The following is a 16,553-nucleotide window of genomic DNA, read 5'->3' as shown; positions in this document are numbered from 1 at the left end:
TGAGGGTCGGACATCGGTGAGCCTAACCTTCCCTCCGTCCGAACCGGACATCCCGCCGCGCACGCCATACTGGGCCGGTGATCGGGCGCGGCAGGCGGGAACGCAGGACCAGGGAGAACGCGGAGAAGATGGTGAGCGCGGCGCTCGACCTCATGGAGGGGCGCGCCCTGCACGCCGACCGGGTCGACTGGCCGGCCGCCCGGAACGAGGTCCTCGGCGTGCTCGACGACCCGAAGCAGCTCGAGCTGACGGTGTTCCACCTGGTCCGGCAGGCGGGCGGCCCGCACGGCGGGGTCCGCCGGACCCGGCCGGCGTCCGGGGCGCCGGACCTGCTGACCGTGGAGGAGCAGGGCGAGGCCGCGGTCGTCGTGCTCCCGTCCTGCGCCGAGCGGGACGCCGTCGCCTACGCCGACGCCGCCCGTGCGGCCCTCGACGGGCGCACCGCCGAGCGCTGGATCGTGGACCTGCGGGGCACCGGCGGCGGGTCGCCGTGGCCGCTGCTCGCCGCCGTGGCACCACTGCTCGGCGAGGGCGAGGTCGGGGCGTTCGTGGACCGCCGCGGCGGGCGCACGCCGTGGACGGTGCGCGACGGCGTGGTGTCCCGGGGCCCGACCCCGCAGCTCCAAGGCCTGCCCGGGACGCTGGACGGGCCGGTCTCCGTGCTCACGGACGGGAACACGGCCAACGCGGGCGAGGCCGTGGCCGTCGCCTTCCGGGGCCGCCCCGACGCCCGCTCCTACGGCGCGCCGACCCTCGGCTTCAGCACCGGCGTCGAGTCCGCGCCGCTGCCCGGCGGGCTGGTGCTCACGGTCGCCACCAGCCGCTTCGCCGATCGCACCGGCCAGGTCTACGGCGGCCCCGTCACCCCCGACGTCCCGAGCGACGACCCGCTCAGCATGGCCCTCTGGGACCTGTGAGTGGCGATGGTCGCCAGGGCGACCATCGCCACTCCCGAGCAGGGGTCAGACGGGCAGGAGGGCCTCGACGACGTCGGCGAGCTGGCCGACGGTGCGGCACTCGTGCATCGGCAGGACGTCGGCGTAGCGGTGGGCCGCGGAGTCGCCGGTCCCCCACTGCCGCTTCGGTTCCGGGTTGAGCCAGTGCGCGTGCCGGGCCTGCCCGGTGAGCCGGCGCAGCACGGCGAGGTTGGGGTCGCGGTAGTTGGTCCGGGCGTCGCCGAGGATCAGCAGCGAGGTCTTCGAGGTGATCGCCTCGCCCCAGAACTCGGCGAAGCTGCCGAGCGCGTGCCCGTAGTCCGAGTGCCCGTCGAAAGCCGTGAGGTCGGCCTCGCGCAGCACCCGCGCCATCACCCCGGACAGCTCCGCGCCGGGCTCGAACAAGTGCGTGACCTCGTCCGTCCTCTCGACGAAGGCGAACACCCGGACCTTCGAGAACTGCTCGCGCAGCGCCTGCACCAGCAGCAGCGTGAAGTGCGAGAAGCCGGCGACCGAACCGGAGACGTCGCAGAGGACCACCAGCTCCGGGCGCCCCGGCCGGCGGGTCCGGTAGGCCGGTTTCATCGGCACCCCGCCGGTCGACATGGACCGGCGCAGGGTGCGGCGCATGTCCAGCTGTCCGCGCCTGGCGTGCTTGCGGCGCACCGCGAGCCGGCTGGCGAGCCGCCGGGCCAGTGGGTGCACGGTGCGGCGGAGCTGCGTGAGCTGCTCGGCGTAGGCGGAGAGGAACTCGACCTGCTCGGCCTGCTTGGGCACCGCGGTCTTGGCCACCTGGTCGCGGCCGCGCTGCTCCGCGGTCCGGCGCCGCACCTCGTCCTGCACCATCTTGCGGAACCGGGCGATGCGGTCGCGGATCTCGCGGCGGCGGACCTCGTCGGTGAAGTCGTCCGTCGGGTCGCCGTCCTGGCGCATCCCGTCGAGGATCCGGGCGAGCAGCGTCTCCGGCGACATCAGCCGCAGGGCCTGGTACGCCGACCAGCTGGGCTGGCCGTTGACGCCCTGGACCCCGGTGCCGCTGGCCCCGGCGGTGCCGAGCGCGTCGACGGCCGCGCGGGCCAGCTCCCGGAGTGCCTCCTCGTCGCCGGCGAGCAGCAGGTCGGCGAGGAGGTCGCGCAGGGCGTCGACGTCGACCGGGCCCTGCGACCCGTCGTCCGTCTCCGCGCGGGGCACCTCCATGTCCTGGGCCCCCACACCGAGGGCCGGCGGGAAGTACAGGTCGAAGAGGGTGTCGAAGACCTCGCGCTGCCCGGAGCGGCGCAGCAGCGCCGCTGCGAGCCCCTCGCGCAGCTCACGCCGGCGCAGCAGGTCGAGCGCGCCGACGACCTCGGCCGCGTCGACCGTCTCACCCGGCCCGACCGCCACGCCGTGCCGGCGCAACGCGCCCACGAAGTCGACCAGGTGACCCGGCAGCCCGTGCTCGGGCGTCGTGACGGTCATCGGGCTCTCCTCGCTCCGGTCGCTCAGTTGAGGCGCAGTTCCGCGCTCGCCTTGACCTGGTCGGACTGGTGCTTGAGGACGACGCCCAGGGTCTGCCGGACGGCGTCGTCGTCGAGCGTGTCGAGGCCGAGGGCCAGCAGCGTGCGGCCCCAGTCGATGGTCTCGGCGACCGACGGGACCTTGCGCAGCTCCATCGCCCGCAGCACCCGGACGGTCCGCACCAAGGTGTCGGCCAGCGCCTGCGGCAGCTCCGGCACCCGGGTCAGCACGATCCGGCGCTCGAGGTCCGGGTCGGGGAAGTCGAGGTGCAGGAACAGGCAGCGGCGCTTGAGCGCCTCGGACAGCTCGCGGGTGGAGTTCGAGGTCAGCAGGGCGAACGGCCGGCGGCTCGCGGTCACCGTGCCCATCTCGGGGATCGAGACCTGGTAGTCCGACAGGACCTCCAGCAGCAGGCCCTCGACCTCGACGTCCGCCTTGTCCATCTCGTCGATGAGCAGGACCGTCGGGTCCTCCCGGCGGATCGCGGTGAGCAGCGGCCGCGGGAGCAGGAACTCCTCGGAGAACACGTCGTCCCGGGTGGCGTCCCAGCTCTCGTGTCCCTGGCCGGCGGTGATGCGCAGCAGCTGCTTGGCGTGGTTCCACTCGTAGAGCGCGCGCGCCTCGTCGATGCCCTCGTAACACTGCAGCCGCACCAGTCCGGAGCCGGTCGAGGCGGCGACCGCCTTCGCCAGCTCGGTCTTGCCGACGCCGGCGGGGCCCTCCACGAGGAGCGGCTTGCCGAGCCGGTCGGCGAGGTACACGGTCGTCGCGACGGCCGTCGAGGCGAGGTAGCCGACGCCCTCGAGGCGCTCGGTGACCTCGTCGACCGAACCGAACAGCGGTGACTGGGTGGCCTTCACCCGGATCATCCTGCCTTGTGGGTGGGGGCCCCGCCCAGCCGTGGCGCCGATCGGACGTTCAGTAGGGGTGAGTGGTGCGTCACACCGCGCCCCCCGGTCCCGCGCACCGGATCCGCGGGGCCCGTCCCGTTCTGTCGGGGGGTGCCGCCACGATGGGGGCATGACGACCACGGAGCCCGATCTCCGCTCCCGCGCCGAGGAGCTGCTGCAGACCCTCGCCGGCGAGGGTGCCCGGCTGCGCGAGGACCAGTGGCGGGCGATCCACGCCCTCGTCGCCGAGCATCGGCGGGCACTGGTCGTGCAGCGCACCGGCTGGGGCAAGTCGGCGGTCTACTTCCTGGCGACGGCGCTGCTGCGGGAGCAGGGCGCGGGGCCCACGGTGATCGTCTCGCCGCTCCTCGCGCTCATGCGCAACCAGATCGACGCGGCCACCCGCGCCGGGATCGTGGCCGTCACCGTCAACTCGGCGAACCTCGACGAGTGGGAGCAGACCTACGCCGAGATCGCCGCCGGTGAGGTCGACGTGCTGCTCGTCAGCCCCGAACGGCTGAACAACCCGGACTTCCGGGACCGTGTGCTGCCCGAGCTGACCCGCACCGCGGGAATGCTCGTGGTCGACGAGGCGCACTGCGTGTCCGACTGGGGGCACGACTTCCGCCCCGACTACCGGCGGCTGCGGGCCCTGATCGCCGAGCTCCCGGAGGGCATCCCGGTGCTCGCCACCACGGCCACGGCCAACGACCGGGTGGTCACGGACGTGACCGAGCAGCTCGGCCTCGGGTCGGGCCGTCCGCTGGTGCTGCGTGGTTCGCTCGACCGCGCGTCGCTGCGCCTGTCGGTCGTGTCGATCGACTCGCCGGCCGAGCGGCTGGCCTGGCTCGCCTCGCGGCTCGAGGAGCTGCCCGGCGCAGGCATCGTGTACACCCTCACGGTGCAGGCCGCGGAGGAGGTCGCGGAGTTCCTGCGCGAGCGCGGGTACGCGGTGCGGGCCTACACCGGCAAGACGGATGCGGAGGAGCGGCTCGACGCCGAGGGCGACCTGCTGGCCAACCGGGTGAAGGCGCTGATCGCCACCTCCGCGCTCGGGATGGGCTTCGACAAGCCGGACCTGGGGTTCGTCGTGCACCTCGGCGCCCCCTCCTCCCCCGTGGCCTACTACCAGCAGATCGGCCGGGCCGGCCGCGCGCTGGACCGGGCCGAGGTGGTGCTCCTGCCCGGCCGGGAGGACCGGGAGATCTGGGCGTACTTCGCCTCGTTGGCCTTCCCGCCGGAGCCGCTGGTGCGGCAGACCCTGGCCGCCCTGTCGGACCAGCCGATCTCCACCGCCGCGCTGGAGACGCGCGTCGACCTGTCCCGCACCCGGCTGGAGATGCTGCTCAAGGTCCTCGACTCGGACGGGGCGGCCCGGCGCGTGAAGGGGGGCTGGATCGGCACCGGGGCCGAATGGGTGTACGACCGGGAGCGGCACCAGCGGATCGCGGCCGCACGCAAGGCCGAGCAGCAGGCGATGCTCGACTACCTCACGACGGACGAATGCCGGCTGGTCTTCCTGCGCCGCCAGCTCGACGACCCCGATCCCACCCCGTGCGGGCGCTGCGACGTCTGCCGCGGCACCGTCTGGTCGCCCGAGGTCTCGGCGGAGGTGTCCGCGGCTGCGGCCGAGCGGCTGCAGAAGCCGGGTGTGGAGGTCGCGCCGCGCAAGATGTGGCCGAGCGGGATGAAGGAGCTGGGGATCCCGGCGTCCGGGCGACTGAAGGCCGACGAGCTGGCCGAGCCCGGTCGTGCGGTCGGGCGGCTGTCGGACATCGGCTGGGGCACGCGGCTGCGCGAGCTGCTGGCCGGGCCGGACCAGCCTGTGCCGTCGGACCTGCTCGACGCCGTGGTGCGCGTGCTCGCGGGGTGGGATTGGGCCCGGCGGCCGGTCGGGGTCGTCGGGATCGGGTCGCGCGCCCGCCCGCACCAGCTCGAGCACCTCGCCCGGCGCATCGCCGAGATCGGGCGGCTGCCGCTGGTCGGCACCCTGCCCCCGGCCGGCGAGCGACCCGGCACCCACGAGAACTCCGCCCAACGGCTGGCCGCGGTGTGGGAGGGCTTCGACTTCGCCGCGCTGCCCGACCTGTCCGGGCTCGACGGGCCGGTCCTGCTGGTCGACGACCTGGTCGACTCGGGCTGGACGATGACCGTCGCGGTCCGCGCCGTCCGCCGGGCCGGGGCGCCCGCCGTCCTGCCCCTCGCCCTGGCTCTGGCGGGCTGACCCGCGGGGCCGGCTCCCAGAGCGTTGTCCGGCTTCTACCGCACCCTCCGTGGCCGCTCCCTCACGGGGCCCGTCCGGGTGAATGACACCGGTGTAATACCTTCCGGCCTCGCACTCCCCGCGAGAGAGGACGAGCCCTGTGACGCAGACCCTCGAGACCATCCTCACCGACCCCGCCCGGCGGCCCGCCGTCGTCGCCGACCTGAACGAGCTCGTCGGGCAGGAGGTGAAGGAGAAGGGCGGCATGTCCGGCGCCGCCGTGAAGCTCGGCTATCAGACCGTGTCGAAGATCCGGCCCGGTGTCGTGCCGGCGGCCGTCGACCGCATGCTCCCCCAGTTCGCCGGCGCACTGCAGCCCTTCTACGCCGACTACAGAGCCGCCGCCGGCAGCGACTTCGGCGCCTACCTGGCCGGCCGCCCCGATGCCGCCGATGCACTCCTCGGCGTCACCGACCGGCGGGCCGAGAGCTCCAGCTCGGACGCACTGAGGAAGGCCTACGCCAAGCTGCGGCCGAACGCCCGCAAGAACGTCGAGGAGGCCCTCCCCCGCCTCGGCACCCTGATCGACAGGCACGCCGCGTCCGCCGGCGCCTGAGCCGGCCCCGTCGGCGCCCGGGGCGCCGACGTCGCCGCCCCGGCCCGTCCTTCCCTGGTGCCGGGCGCGGCGAGGCTCAGTGCTGCGCCTCCGCGCCGCCGAGCAGGTCGGCGACCAGCCGCTCCGAGAGTCCCTCCAGGTCCCCGCGCCAGCCCTGGTCGGCGTAGTCGAGCAGCTCCGCGGCGATCAGCCGGCCGATCGGTCCCGGATAGCGGTCCAGGGCCACCGCCACCGCCCGCCGGATCCGCAGCACGTCCTCGGTGGCGAGCGGCGAGGGCGCGGGAGGCGGGGTCCACGGACGCCGCGCACGGACCGGCCCGGTCGTCCACCGGTCCGTGGGCGGCTCCAGGACCACGCCCCCGTGCTGCCGACTGCTGTCCCCGACGTCCATGCCCGGGGGCTCGCCCCGCTTCCGGCCGCCGTTACCCCTGGCGAAGCATGAACGCCGCGCACCGCCTCCTCCTGAGAGCGACCGGCGGCCGCGTCGGCCACGACGCCGGCGGGATGCCCCTCCTGGAACTGACCACGCTCGGGCGGCGCAGCGGCGAACCACGCTCGGTCCTGCTGACCGCGCCGCTGGCGGAGGGCGACACGCTCGTGGTGGTCGCCTCGCGCGGCGGCGACGACCGGCACCCGGCCTGGTTCCTCAGGTTGGTACCGGTGCCACCACCAGCCGGCTGAGCTCCTTCTCGACGACCGCGCCCTCGCCGGGCAGCGCCGCCCCGGCGGGCGCGGCGAGGATCCGCAGGTCCGCGGCGTGCGGGCGGCCGGCCGTCTGCCAGGCGTCGACACCGGCCCGCAACAGCCGGACCGCCGACTCGCCCTCGGGCCCGAAGGCGCGCACGCCCGCGGGCTCGGTGACCAACGCGGCGAGCCCGCCCGGCACCACGACCGCCACGGTGGCCCGGCCCTGCCCGGTCGGGACCAGCCAGTACCCGGGCGGGTCCTCGGCGTCGCCGGTCAGCAGCCGTAGTGCGCCGGGAACGGTGAGCATGAGCCACAGGCCGAGCCCGTCCCAGACGTCCGCGCGGTCGAGGGTCCCGAGGGAGCGGTGCAGCTTGCGGGGCTCCTGGAGCAGCGCGGCGACCGAGTCGAGATCGGGGTGCGTGCCCTCCGGTACCTGCGCGGCCCAGCCCGGCGCCACCGGTTCGATCGCCTCCGGCCCGGCACCGGCGCCGCGCAGCCGGATGAACGCGCAGCTGCGCACCGAGCGGCTCTCCAGCACGCCGTCGGGCCGCAGGTCGAAGGCCACCGAGAGCTGGCTGCCCCGCACCGTCAGCGGCAGCAGCAGCCGCCCGCCCGGCGCGAGCTGGGCCACCCACTCGGGCCGGACGTCCCAGCTGCCGACGGTGAGCACGATCCGGTCGTAGGGGGCGGCGTCGGGCACACCCAGCGCGCCGTCGCCGACGCGCAGGTCGACGCCCGTGACGCCGGCCTGCTCGAGGTGCCCCGCGGCCCGCTCGACCAGCTCCGCGTCGATGTCGACGGACACCACCCGCCCGGACGGCCCGACGAGCCGGCTGAGCAGGGCGGCGTTGTACCCGGTGCCGGCCCCGATCTCCAGCACCCGGTCGCCCGTCCTCGGCGCGAGCTGCTCGAGCATGATCGCCATCATGGACGGCTGCGACGCCGAGCTGGTCGCGATCCCGTCGACGACCTGCGTGGGCACGGCCTCGTCGGCGTACGCGTCGGCGATCGGGAGGTCCGGCAGGAACAGGTGCCGCGGTACGGCCAGGAAGGCCTCGGCGACCGCCGGCGTGATGGCACACCCGTGGGCCCGCAGCCCCCTCACCAGCCGCGCGCGGGCGCGCGTGGGGTCGGTCGCCGGGTCGGTCATCCGGTGAGTCTGCCCCGGCCGCGGGCCGGACGCACCCGTCCCGGCCCTGCGGGACCGGCGCTACAGGACGACGAGGTCGTCCGCGTGCACGATCTCGCGGCGGTAGTGGCGGGGCAGGTCGCTGGAGCGCCGCCCGATGATGCCGGGCAGCTCGGCGGCGTCGTAGTTCACCACGCCCCGGGCGACCACGATGCCCTGCGGCCCGACCAGGTCGACCACGTCACCCGAGACGAAGTCGCCGTCGAGGCCGTGCACCCCCGGCGCGAGCAGCGACCGGCGCCGCTCGACGACGGCGGTGACGGCGCCCGGGTCGAGGTCCAGGCGGCCCCGGACGTCCGCCGCGTGCTTCATCCAGAACAGCCGCGCGGACATCCGCCGGCCCGACGCCCGGAACGCCGTGCCCACCTTCGGTCCGTCCGTGTCGAGGGCGTCGGCCACCTCGTCGGCGGCGGCGAGCAGGACCGGGATGCCGGCGGCCGAGGCCGTCGCCGCCGCGGTGATCTTCGTGCCCATCCCGCCGGTGCCGAGGCCGCCCGAGCCGGGCTTCGCCACGCTGACGGCCTCGAGGTCGGCGGGGCTGTCCACCTCGGCGAGCAGGGTGGAGCCCGGGCGGCGGGGATCGCCGTCGTAGAGCCCGTCGACGTCCGAGAGCAGGACCAGTGCGTCGGCACCGACGATGTGCGCGACCAGGGCGGCGAGCCGGTCGTTGTCGCCCACGCGGATCTCGTCCGTGGCGACCGTGTCGTTCTCGTTGACGACGGGGATCACGTCGAGACCCAGCAGCCGCTCGAAGGTGCGCTGGGCGTTGCGGTAGTGCGAGCGGCGGATCATGTCGTCCGCGGTGAGCAGGACCTGCCCGATCCGCTGGTCGTGGCGCAGGAACGAGGCCGAGTAGGCATGCGCGAGCTGCAGCTGTCCCACGCTCGCCGCGGCCTGCTGCGTGGCCAGGTCCCGGGGCCGGCGGGCGAGTCCGAGGGGGGCGAGTCCGGCCGCGATGGCGCCCGAACTGACCAGCACGACCTGGGAGCCGGCCGCCCGCCGGGCCGCCAGGGCGTCGACCAGCCGGTGCAGGCGGGCGGGATCGAGCCCGCCGGCGAGGCTGGTCAACGACGACGACCCGACCTTGACGACGACCCGGCGGGCGTCGCCGAGCAGGCGGCGGGTGTCGGTCACCGAACCCTCCCGCGAGTCGCGCCCTCGGCTTCGGTGAGTCGGGCTGTGGGCTTCGCGCACGGCGCCACGCCGTGGCCCCCTGCGCGCGACTCACCGAAGCCGAGACCGCGACTCGCGGAGGACGTCATCGGGGATCGTCCTTCTCGTCGGAGTCGGCCCAGACCTCGAGCTCGTCGTCCGGCAGCTCGAACAGCTCCTCGTCGTCGAGCTCGTCGGGGTCGGCCGCGTCGTTGGTCCAGCGGGCCTCGTGGGCGTAGCTCGCGCCCGCGGCCAGCTCGGCGTCCGTGAGGTGCCGCCGGCGGGCCAGCTTGGCGAGCTTCCGCTCGGCGGCCGACACCCGGACGCCCCCGCCCTCGACGCGGGCGTCCGTGCCGCGGCCGGACATGACCCGGGCGACCCCGGCCGGGGTGCTGGGCTGCCAGTCGAAGGTGACGTCGCCGATGGTGACCGGACACCCCGGGACGGCGCCGGCCTCGGCCAGAGCATCCTCCACGCCGAGCCGGGCGAGCCGGTCGCCGAGGTAGCCGACGGCCTCGTCGTTGTCGAAGTTCGTCTGCCGGATCCAGCGCTCGGGCCGGGCCCCGCGCACGAGGAACCCCCCCTCGAGCTGCGGGTCCGGCTCGACGGTGAACCCGGCCTCGTCGACCGCCTGCGGGCGCAGGACGATCCGGGTGGACTCGACCACCGGCTGCGCGGCCCGGTACGCCGCGACCTGCTCGCCCATGGCGAAGGACAGCTCGCGCAGGCCCTTCCGGCTGGCGGTGGAGATCGGGAAGATCGGCCAGCCGAAGCGCTCCCGCAGGTCCGCCGTGACGATCTCGACCATGTCCGCCGCATCGGGCACGTCGATCTTGTTCAGCGCGATCAGTCGAGGACGGTCGGCGAGGTCGCCGCCGAGCGCCGGGGTGTAGCGGGCGAGCTCGTCCTCGAGGGCCTGCACGTCCGCGACGGGATCCCGGCCGGGCTCGAAGGTGGCGCAGTCGACCACGTGCACGAGCACCGAGCAGCGCTCGATGTGCCGCAGGAAGTCCAGACCCAGCCCGCGGCCCTCGGAGGCGCCGGGGATGAGGCCGGGGACGTCGGCGACCGTGAAGACCTCGCTGTCGGATCCACCGCCGGCGGTGACCACCCCGAGCTGCGGGACGAGGGTGGTGAACGGGTAGTCCGCGATCTTCGGGCGGGCCGCGGACAGGGCCGCGACGAGCGACGACTTGCCCGCAGAGGGGAAGCCGACGAGGCCGACGTCGGCCATGGAGCGAAGCTCGAGGGTGAGGTCGCGGGCCTCCCCCGGCTCGCCGAGCAGCGCGAACCCGGGTGCCTTCCGTGCCTGCGAGGCCAGCGCGGCGTTGCCGAGCCCGCCGCGACCGCCCTCGGCGGCGACGAACCGGGTACCCGGGCCGACCAGGTCGGCGACGATCTGGCCGCGCCGGTCGAAGACCACCGTGCCGTCCGGCACGCGCAGTTCGAGGTCCTCGGCGTTGGCGCCGGCCCGGAACCCGCCCTGGCCCTGCTTGCCGTTCTTGGCGACGGCGTGCGGGCGGTGGTGGAAGTCGAGCAGGGTGTGCACACCCGGGTCGACGACGAGCACCACCGAGCCGCCGCGGCCGCCGTTGCCCCCGTCGGGGCCGCCGAGCGGCTTGAACTTCTCGCGATGGATCGACGCGCAGCCGTTGCCGCCCGCCCCCGCGGTGGCGTGCACGACGACCCGGTCGACGAACCGCGACATGTCTGGCTACTCCTCTACACGCGCCCCGGCGGCGGACCGCCGAGACAGCACGAGCGGCGGACCCCAGCCCGGGGCCCGCCGCTCGCGAACTGCCTGTGGGTGGTCGGCCTCAGGCCTCGACCGGCACCACGTTGACGACCTTGCGGCCGCGCTTGTGGCCGAACTGGACGGCGCCCTCGACGAGCGCGAACAGCGTGTCGTCGCCGCCGCGGCCGACACCGTCGCCCGGGTGGAACTTGGTACCGCGCTGGCGGATCAGGATCTCGCCGGCGTTGACGGTCTGACCGCCGAACCGCTTGACGCCCAGCCGCTGAGCGTTCGAGTCGCGCCCGTTGCGGGAGCTGGACGCACCCTTCTTGTGAGCCATGGCGCAGGTCTCCTTACGCGCTGATGCCGGTGACCTGGACCTTGGTCAGCGGCTGCCGGTGGCCCTGCCGCTTGTGGTACCCGGTCTTGTTCTTGAACTTGTGAATGCGGATCTTCGGGCCCTTGGTGTGCTCGACGACCGTGGCGGTCACCGAGGCCTTGGCCAGCGCATCCACATCCGTGGTCAGCTTGTCGCCGTCCACGAGCAGCACGGCGGGCAGGCTGATCTCGGCGCCGGGCTCACCGTCGATCTTCTCGACGGTGAGCACGTCGTCGACGGCCACCTTGTACTGCTTACCGCCGGTCTTGACGATCGCGTACATCGTTGACGCACGACTCCTGAAACTCTCGGGGGGACTCATGGGCACCCGGCCCCCGAAGAACGGGGGACGGTGCGCACGCCGCCGCACAGGGCCGCGGCTCCTTGACTCCCAGGGTACGGAAGGGGAAATCGCAGGGTCAAACCGGGTCCCCCCCGGCCGATCCGTCCGGGCCGTCCTGCGTGCCGGCCCCCACGGACGAGGCCACCGGGACGGTGACCGTGCCGGCCTCGTCCCCCTCGCTCGGCGGACCCGCCGGCCGCGACGCCGCCCGCCGCGGCCTGCGCGGACGGGAGGTGACGCCGGTGTCGTTCACGGGCTCCGGCTGCGCGGGGGCCGCCGGGGCGGTCCCGGCCGGACCCTCCGGCAGCGGGGCCGTGACGACGACCGGCTCGGCCGCGGTGCTCGGCGCACCGGCCGAGCGGGTCACCCGGCGGCGCTTCTCCGGCCGGGCCGGGGCGTCGGCAGCGTCGCCGGGCCCGCCCGGCTCGGTCGCCGCGGCGGTCGTGTCCGGGGCCGCCGGGGCGTGCCCGTTCGACGTCGCGGTGGCCGGCTGCGGCGTGGACCCCGGCGCGGGCCCGGGCTCCGGGGCGGACCCGGGCGCGGACTCGGGCGCGGACTCGGCCGCCGACTCCGCCCCCGACTCGGCTGCGGGCTCCGGAGCCGACCCCGCGGGCTCCGGCGCCGCCTCGGCCGCGGGCTCCGGCCCAGACTCGGCTGCGGGCTCCGGCGCCGCCTCGGCCGCGGGCTCCGTGGTGGAGTCCGCGGGCTCCGCCGCCGGCGCCCCGGGCGTCGTGTCGGTCGTGACGACGACGGCCTCGGCGCTGCCGGAGCTGCCCGCCGGCCGCTCGGCCCGACGCCGTCCCCGCCGCCGGGCCGGGCGGCCGGTGTCCGGCTCGTCCATGCCCACCGGTGCTTCGGGGGTCTCGGTGACCGGGGCCCCGGTGCCCTCGACCACCTCGGTGGTCCCGGCAAGGCCCGCGGGGGTGTCCGTGTCCTCGACGTCGGCGACGTCGGCGACGTCGGCCGGCGCGGCCTCACCCGTCGCCTGCCGCGCCGCCGCCGCGATCTCGGCGGCGGCCGCGGCCGCGCTGCGCGCGTTCACCGAGGGCGGCTGCTCGGCCCGCTCGCGGTCGCGGTCCTCGCCACGCCGCCGACCGCGCTTGCGACCCCCGCTCTCGCCGCCGCCGCTGCCGCCGCCGTTCACGGGGTGCACGTGCTCGCCGTCCGTGGACACGATCACGCCTCGCCCGCGGCAGTGCTCGCAGGGCGTGGAGAAGTGCTCGAGCAGCCCGCCGCCGACCCGCTTGCGGGTCATCTGGACCAGGCCCAGCGAGGTCACCTCGGCGACCTGGTGCCGGGTGCGGTCCCGGGCCAGGCACTCGGTGAGCCTGCGCAACACCAGGTCCCGGTTGGCCTCGAGCACCATGTCGATGAAGTCGACCACGATGATGCCGCCGATGTCGCGGAGCCGGAGCTGGCGGACGATCTCCTCCGCCGCCTCCAGGTTGTTCCGCGTGACGGTCTCCTCGAGGTTGCCCCCGGAGCCGGTGAACTTGCCGGTGTTCACGTCGATGACCGTCATCGCCTCGGTCCGGTCGATGACCAGCGTGCCGCCGGAGGGCAGCCAGACCTTGCGGTCCAGCGCCTTGAGCAGCTGCTCGTCGATCCGGTGCTCGGCGAACACGTCCTTCGGCCCGATGTGCCGGTGCAGGCGGTCGGCCAGCTCCGGGGCGACGTGCGCGACGTAGTCCGAGACGGTCTCCCACGCCTCGTCGCCGGACACCGTCAGCGAGGAGAAGTCCTCGTTGAACTGGTCCCGGACGACCTTGACCAGCAGGTCCGGCTCCTCGTAGAGCAGCGCGGGGGCCTTCGGCGCCTTCGGGCCGGTCTTCTCGGCCTTCTCCTTGACGACCTCCCACTGAGCCTGCAGCCGGCGGACGTCGCGCTCGAGGGCCTCGTGGCTGACGCCCTCGGACGCCGTCCGGATGATCACCCCGGCGTCGGCCGGGACGATCTCCTTGAGCATGTCCTTGAGTCGCTTGCGCTCGACGTCGGGCAGCTTGCGGGAGATTCCGGCCGCACCGCCGGAGGGCACGTAGACCAGGAACCTTCCGGCCAGGCTGATCTGCGTGGTCAGCCGGGCGCCCTTGTGTCCCACCGGGTCCTTGGTGACCTGGACGAGCACGCTGTCGCCGCTGCTCAGCGCCTGCTCGATGCGGCGTGCCTTGCCGTTGAGCCCGGCGGCGTCCCAGTCGACCTCGCCGGCGTAGAGCACGGCGTTGCGGCCGCGGCCGATGTCGACGAACGCGGCCTCCATGCTCGGCAGGACGTTCTGCACACGGCCGAGGTAGATGTTGCCGACCATCGAGGCGGGCGCATTCTGGCCCGACGACCCGTTGCCGCCCCCGGCGACGAAGTGCTCCACGAGCACGTCGTCCTCGAGCACCCCGATCTCGGTGCGCGGCCCGCTCTGCCGGACCACCATCGAACGCTCGACGGACTCGCGCCGGGCGAGGAACTCGGCCTCGGACAGGATCGGCGGGCGCCGGCGGCCGGCGTCGCGACCGTCCCGGCGGCGCTGGCGCTTGGCCTCCAGCCGGGTGGAGCCGCGGACGGACTGCACCCCGTCGTCGCCGGAGTCCCGGGAGTCGCGGGAGTCGCGGTCCTTGTCCCGGCCCTGCCGGACCTTCGTGACGGTGTTCGGCGGGTCGTCCTCGCCCCGATCGTCGGCCGACTCGCCGGACCCGCGACGACGGCGGCGACGACGGCGACGACGCGCGCCACCGGCCTCGTCGTCCGCGTCGCCCTCGTCCGAATCCTCGTCCGCCTCGTCCGCCTCGTCCGTCTCCGGGGCTCTCGAGGTCTCGGCGGTCTCGGAGGTCTCGGCCTCGGCGGTGTCGGGCGTCCCGGCGTCGGCGTCCGTGCCGTCCGTGCCCTCGCCGTCCTCGCCGTTGTCCCCGCGACCGCGTCCCCGGCCACGACGGCCGCGACGGCGGCGACGGCGGCCGGCTCCGTCCTCGTCGCCCTCGTCGGAGTCGGCCGCCTCGGCCGTGTCCTCGGCGTCCTCGGCCTCCTCGACGGGCTCGGCGTCGGTCTCCTCCTCGCGGGTGTCCTCGGCCGCCTCGGGCTCGGACTTGCCGGACCGGCGGCGGGTGCGGCGGGGCTTCGCGGCCCCCTCCTCCCGCGGGCCGGCCTCGGGCACGCCGGCGGTCCCGGTCGCCTCGGTGGTCCCGGCAGTCGCCTCGGTGGTCTCCGCGGCGGCCTTGCGGCGGCGGCCGCGGGTGGGAGCGACCTCCGGAGCGGGCGCCTGGAAGAGGGGCGCGGGCGGGGCGAAGACCGGGGACAGGAGGCCGTCGGTCCGCGCGGCCGGGGTGTCCGCGGGCGGCTGCTCGGCGGCCGGTCGACCGGCGGCGGGTCGACCGGCGGCGGGGGCGCTGTCCTGCCCCCCGGCGTCGCCGGCCTCGGCCTCGGCGGCCGCCACCGTCTCGGGTGCGGCCGTCTCCTCGGTCGCGTCCGACTCCGGCGCCGTCGCCCGGAGGTCGGCAGCGGGCTGCGCGGCGGTCCCGGCGGCGGGTTCGGCGGCGGCCTGCTCGCCCAGCAGGGCGGTGACGACCTGCTCGGCCGTCTTGCGGTCGACGCCGGCCTGGGCGCTCCGCGCGGCGTTGCCGAGCTCGGCGAGGGCCGAGAGGACCTCCTTGCTGGTCCGCCCGATCAGCCGGGCGAGCGCGTGCACACGCAGCTTCTCCGGCAGCTCCGACACGGAGAACTGCCCGCCGGAACCCCCGGCGGGCGCATCGTTGATCGACATCCAACTCCTTCGCCCCCGGGCGCCCCTCGAGGGCGGCCGCACAGGGGCCTCACGCGTTCTCCCGTCCCGCGGTGCGGGCCGGGCAATCCTGGTCGCTCGGCGGTGCTCGACGTCGCGTCCGGCCGGCCCACCCCGGGCCGGCGGCGGCACCGCTCCGCGGCGGTCAGGCCCGGGCGGTGACCCGGCCGGGACCGAGCGGATCGGTGAGGCGGCCCCGGTCGTCGAGCAGGCCCTGCGCCATCCGGGTCGCCTTCGCGGGCACCGGCGGCTTCAGGCCTGCGACAACGTCGAGTGCGCCCAACACGTCGTCGGGTCGAACAGCGGGTGTCGTCTGCCGTACGACCGCGGTCAGTATCGCACAGTCCCGGCCCGCGGCGTCCGCTTCCGGTGTGACTCCGGCCGGTGGGTCACCCGCCGGGGAGGGCTCCGCGGCCACGTCGTCGCAGGTCGCGACGGTCGCGGACACGACCGCGGCCCGGACGTCGATCTCCCGCCGACCCGAGGGCATGACCCGTTCGACCACGAGCACGTCCTGCGCCAGGAGCGCGTCGACCGCTGCCCCCAGAGCGGTCTCGGGCACACCGGGGAGGACGATCCGCCACAGGCTCGCGTCGATCCGGTCGGCGAGCGCGGGCGGCTCGGCGACCACGGCGTCGAGGACGTCGAGCCCCGCGGGCAGCGCCGCGTCGAGTGCCGCCCGGACGATCTCCGGGTCGACCTCGCGGATCAGCCCGATCTCGAGGAACTCGGCCTCGCTGGCGGTGCCGGTCGGCGCCGCACCGATCCACGAGATCCGCGGGTGCGGGCTGAAGCCGTGCGAGTGCGAGACGGGGATGCCGGCGCGGCGCACCGCGCGTTCGACGCTGCGCGCCACGTCGCGGTGCGACAGGAAGCGCAGCCGCCCGCGTTTGGCGAAACGCACGCGGATGCGCTGCACCGTCGGCGGGGCGGGGTTCGCGGCCTCCCCGGGTCGCACTCGTGCCATGCGGGCCAGCGTAGGCCCCGCCACGGCTGCCGACGGGCCCGCCCCGGAACCGGCGACCGCGGCGCACGGCGGCCGGTGGGCCCGGCGGGCGGTCCGGGACCCGGCGCCGAGAAGGCCCGATCCGGCGGTTGGGCCCCGCGCCCTCCGGGCACACACTCGTCGCGGACGGCACGGAGACCGGGCCGCCGGGACGG

General features: G+C 75.4%; 13 protein-coding genes and 1 pseudogene. 4 read left to right on the top strand and 10 right to left on the bottom strand.

Features of this window, described 5'->3' with window-relative positions:
- Nucleotides 1-77: 77 nt before the first annotated feature.
- Nucleotides 78-917: a S41 family peptidase gene (locus ACL02T_RS20925; protein ID WP_412832414.1), complete on the top strand. Its 840-nt coding sequence runs from the start codon at nt 78-80 to the stop codon at nt 915-917.
- Nucleotides 918-962: 45 nt separating this feature from the next.
- On the opposite strand, the gene ACL02T_RS20920 is transcribed toward ACL02T_RS20925, so the two are convergent.
- Together ACL02T_RS20920 and ACL02T_RS20915 are read right to left on the bottom strand one after the other, a co-directional pair.
- Entirely contained in the window at nt 963-2,393 is a 1,431-nt protein-coding gene (locus ACL02T_RS20920) for a vWA domain-containing protein (protein ID WP_412832413.1), read from the bottom strand.
- A 23-nt stretch (nt 2,394-2,416) separates the two neighbouring features.
- The gene (locus ACL02T_RS20915; protein ID WP_412832412.1) at nt 2,417-3,301 is read right to left on the bottom strand and encodes an AAA family ATPase; all 885 of its coding nucleotides are present in this window, start codon (nt 3,299-3,301) and stop codon (nt 2,417-2,419) included.
- 151 nt (nt 3,302-3,452) lie between these two features.
- Between ACL02T_RS20915 and ACL02T_RS20910 the strand changes: the two genes are divergently transcribed.
- Nucleotides 3,453-5,546 (top strand): RecQ family ATP-dependent DNA helicase, encoded by a 2,094-nt coding sequence (locus tag ACL02T_RS20910; protein WP_412832411.1) that lies wholly within the window; start codon nt 3,453-3,455, stop codon nt 5,544-5,546.
- A 139-nt stretch (nt 5,547-5,685) separates the two neighbouring features.
- Complete coding sequence (locus ACL02T_RS20905; RefSeq protein WP_412832410.1) at nt 5,686-6,141, top strand: DUF6918 family protein; 456 nt, start codon at nt 5,686-5,688, stop codon at nt 6,139-6,141.
- 76 nt (nt 6,142-6,217) lie between these two features.
- Here the strand turns inward: ACL02T_RS20905 and ACL02T_RS20900 are convergent, their stop codons facing one another.
- Nucleotides 6,218-6,532 carry a hypothetical protein gene (locus ACL02T_RS20900; RefSeq protein WP_412832409.1) on the bottom strand — a complete coding sequence of 105 codons (315 nt, stop codon included), beginning with the start codon at nt 6,530-6,532 and terminating at the stop codon, nt 6,218-6,220.
- Between the two features lie 47 nt (nt 6,533-6,579).
- Here ACL02T_RS20900 and ACL02T_RS20895 point away from each other — a divergent pair.
- Nucleotides 6,580-6,795, top strand: a pseudogene (locus tag ACL02T_RS20895) (nitroreductase/quinone reductase family protein); the annotation flags it as partial.
- Here the strand turns inward: ACL02T_RS20895 and ACL02T_RS20890 are convergent.
- The 7 genes from ACL02T_RS20890 to ACL02T_RS20860 form a co-directional block, all read right to left on the bottom strand.
- Nucleotides 6,788-7,978, bottom strand: a complete 1,191-nt coding sequence (locus tag ACL02T_RS20890) for a methyltransferase domain-containing protein (RefSeq protein WP_412832408.1) — start codon at nt 7,976-7,978, stop codon at nt 6,788-6,790. The pseudogene ACL02T_RS20895 and the gene ACL02T_RS20890 overlap by 8 nt on opposite strands.
- A gap of 60 nt (nt 7,979-8,038) precedes the next feature.
- Nucleotides 8,039-9,151, bottom strand: a complete 1,113-nt coding sequence (gene proB / locus ACL02T_RS20885) for a glutamate 5-kinase (protein ID WP_412832407.1) — start codon at nt 9,149-9,151, stop codon at nt 8,039-8,041.
- Nucleotides 9,152-9,275: 124 nt separating this feature from the next.
- Nucleotides 9,276-10,877: a GTPase ObgE gene (obgE, locus tag ACL02T_RS20880; protein ID WP_412832406.1), complete on the bottom strand. Its 1,602-nt coding sequence runs from the start codon at nt 10,875-10,877 to the stop codon at nt 9,276-9,278.
- A gap of 109 nt (nt 10,878-10,986) precedes the next feature.
- A complete protein-coding gene (rpmA, locus tag ACL02T_RS20875) occupies nt 10,987-11,244 on the bottom strand; it encodes a 50S ribosomal protein L27 (RefSeq protein WP_037043345.1) in 258 nt (85 codons plus the stop codon).
- A 13-nt stretch (nt 11,245-11,257) separates the two neighbouring features.
- Complete coding sequence (gene rplU, locus ACL02T_RS20870; protein ID WP_037043344.1) at nt 11,258-11,566, bottom strand: 50S ribosomal protein L21; 309 nt, start codon at nt 11,564-11,566, stop codon at nt 11,258-11,260.
- A gap of 136 nt (nt 11,567-11,702) precedes the next feature.
- Nucleotides 11,703-15,374: a translation initiation factor IF-2 N-terminal domain-containing protein gene (locus ACL02T_RS20865; RefSeq protein ID WP_412832405.1), complete on the bottom strand. Its 3,672-nt coding sequence runs from the start codon at nt 15,372-15,374 to the stop codon at nt 11,703-11,705.
- Between the two features lie 163 nt (nt 15,375-15,537).
- Entirely contained in the window at nt 15,538-16,359 is an 822-nt protein-coding gene (locus ACL02T_RS20860; RefSeq protein WP_412832404.1) for a TIGR03936 family radical SAM-associated protein, read from the bottom strand.
- Between the last annotated feature and the right edge of the window lie 194 nt (nt 16,360-16,553).

It is taken from the genome of Pseudonocardia oceanicola (assembly GCF_047200735.1).
Taxonomy (GTDB): Bacteria; Actinomycetota; Actinomycetes; order Mycobacteriales; family Pseudonocardiaceae; genus Pseudonocardia.
Note: the sequence above shows the minus strand (reverse complement) of the source record. Positions and strands in the feature narration are given on the sequence as shown.

What these genes read in the sequence shown, in the direction of transcription:
- ACL02T_RS20920 (WP_412832413.1), bottom strand. Translation starts at nt 2,393, where the DNA reads ATGACCGTCACGACGCCCGAGCACGGGCTGCCGGGTCACCTGGTCGAC.
- ACL02T_RS20915 (WP_412832412.1), bottom strand. Translation starts at nt 3,301, where the DNA reads ATGATCCGGGTGAAGGCCACCCAGTCACCGCTGTTCGGTTCGGTCGAC.
- ACL02T_RS20910 (WP_412832411.1), top strand. Translation starts at nt 3,453, where the DNA reads ATGACGACCACGGAGCCCGATCTCCGCTCCCGCGCCGAGGAGCTGCTG.
- ACL02T_RS20900 (WP_412832409.1), bottom strand. Translation starts at nt 6,532, where the DNA reads ATGGACGTCGGGGACAGCAGTCGGCAGCACGGGGGCGTGGTCCTGGAG.
- ACL02T_RS20890 (WP_412832408.1), bottom strand. Translation starts at nt 7,978, where the DNA reads ATGACCGACCCGGCGACCGACCCCACGCGCGCCCGCGCGCGGCTGGTG.
- obgE (WP_412832406.1), bottom strand. Translation starts at nt 10,877, where the DNA reads ATGTCGCGGTTCGTCGACCGGGTCGTCGTGCACGCCACCGCGGGGGCG.
- rpmA (WP_037043345.1), bottom strand. Translation starts at nt 11,244, where the DNA reads ATGGCTCACAAGAAGGGTGCGTCCAGCTCCCGCAACGGGCGCGACTCG.
- rplU (WP_037043344.1), bottom strand. Translation starts at nt 11,566, where the DNA reads ATGTACGCGATCGTCAAGACCGGCGGTAAGCAGTACAAGGTGGCCGTC.
- ACL02T_RS20865 (WP_412832405.1), bottom strand. Translation starts at nt 15,374, where the DNA reads ATGTCGATCAACGATGCGCCCGCCGGGGGTTCCGGCGGGCAGTTCTCC.
- ACL02T_RS20860 (WP_412832404.1), bottom strand. Translation starts at nt 16,359, where the DNA reads ATGGCACGAGTGCGACCCGGGGAGGCCGCGAACCCCGCCCCGCCGACG.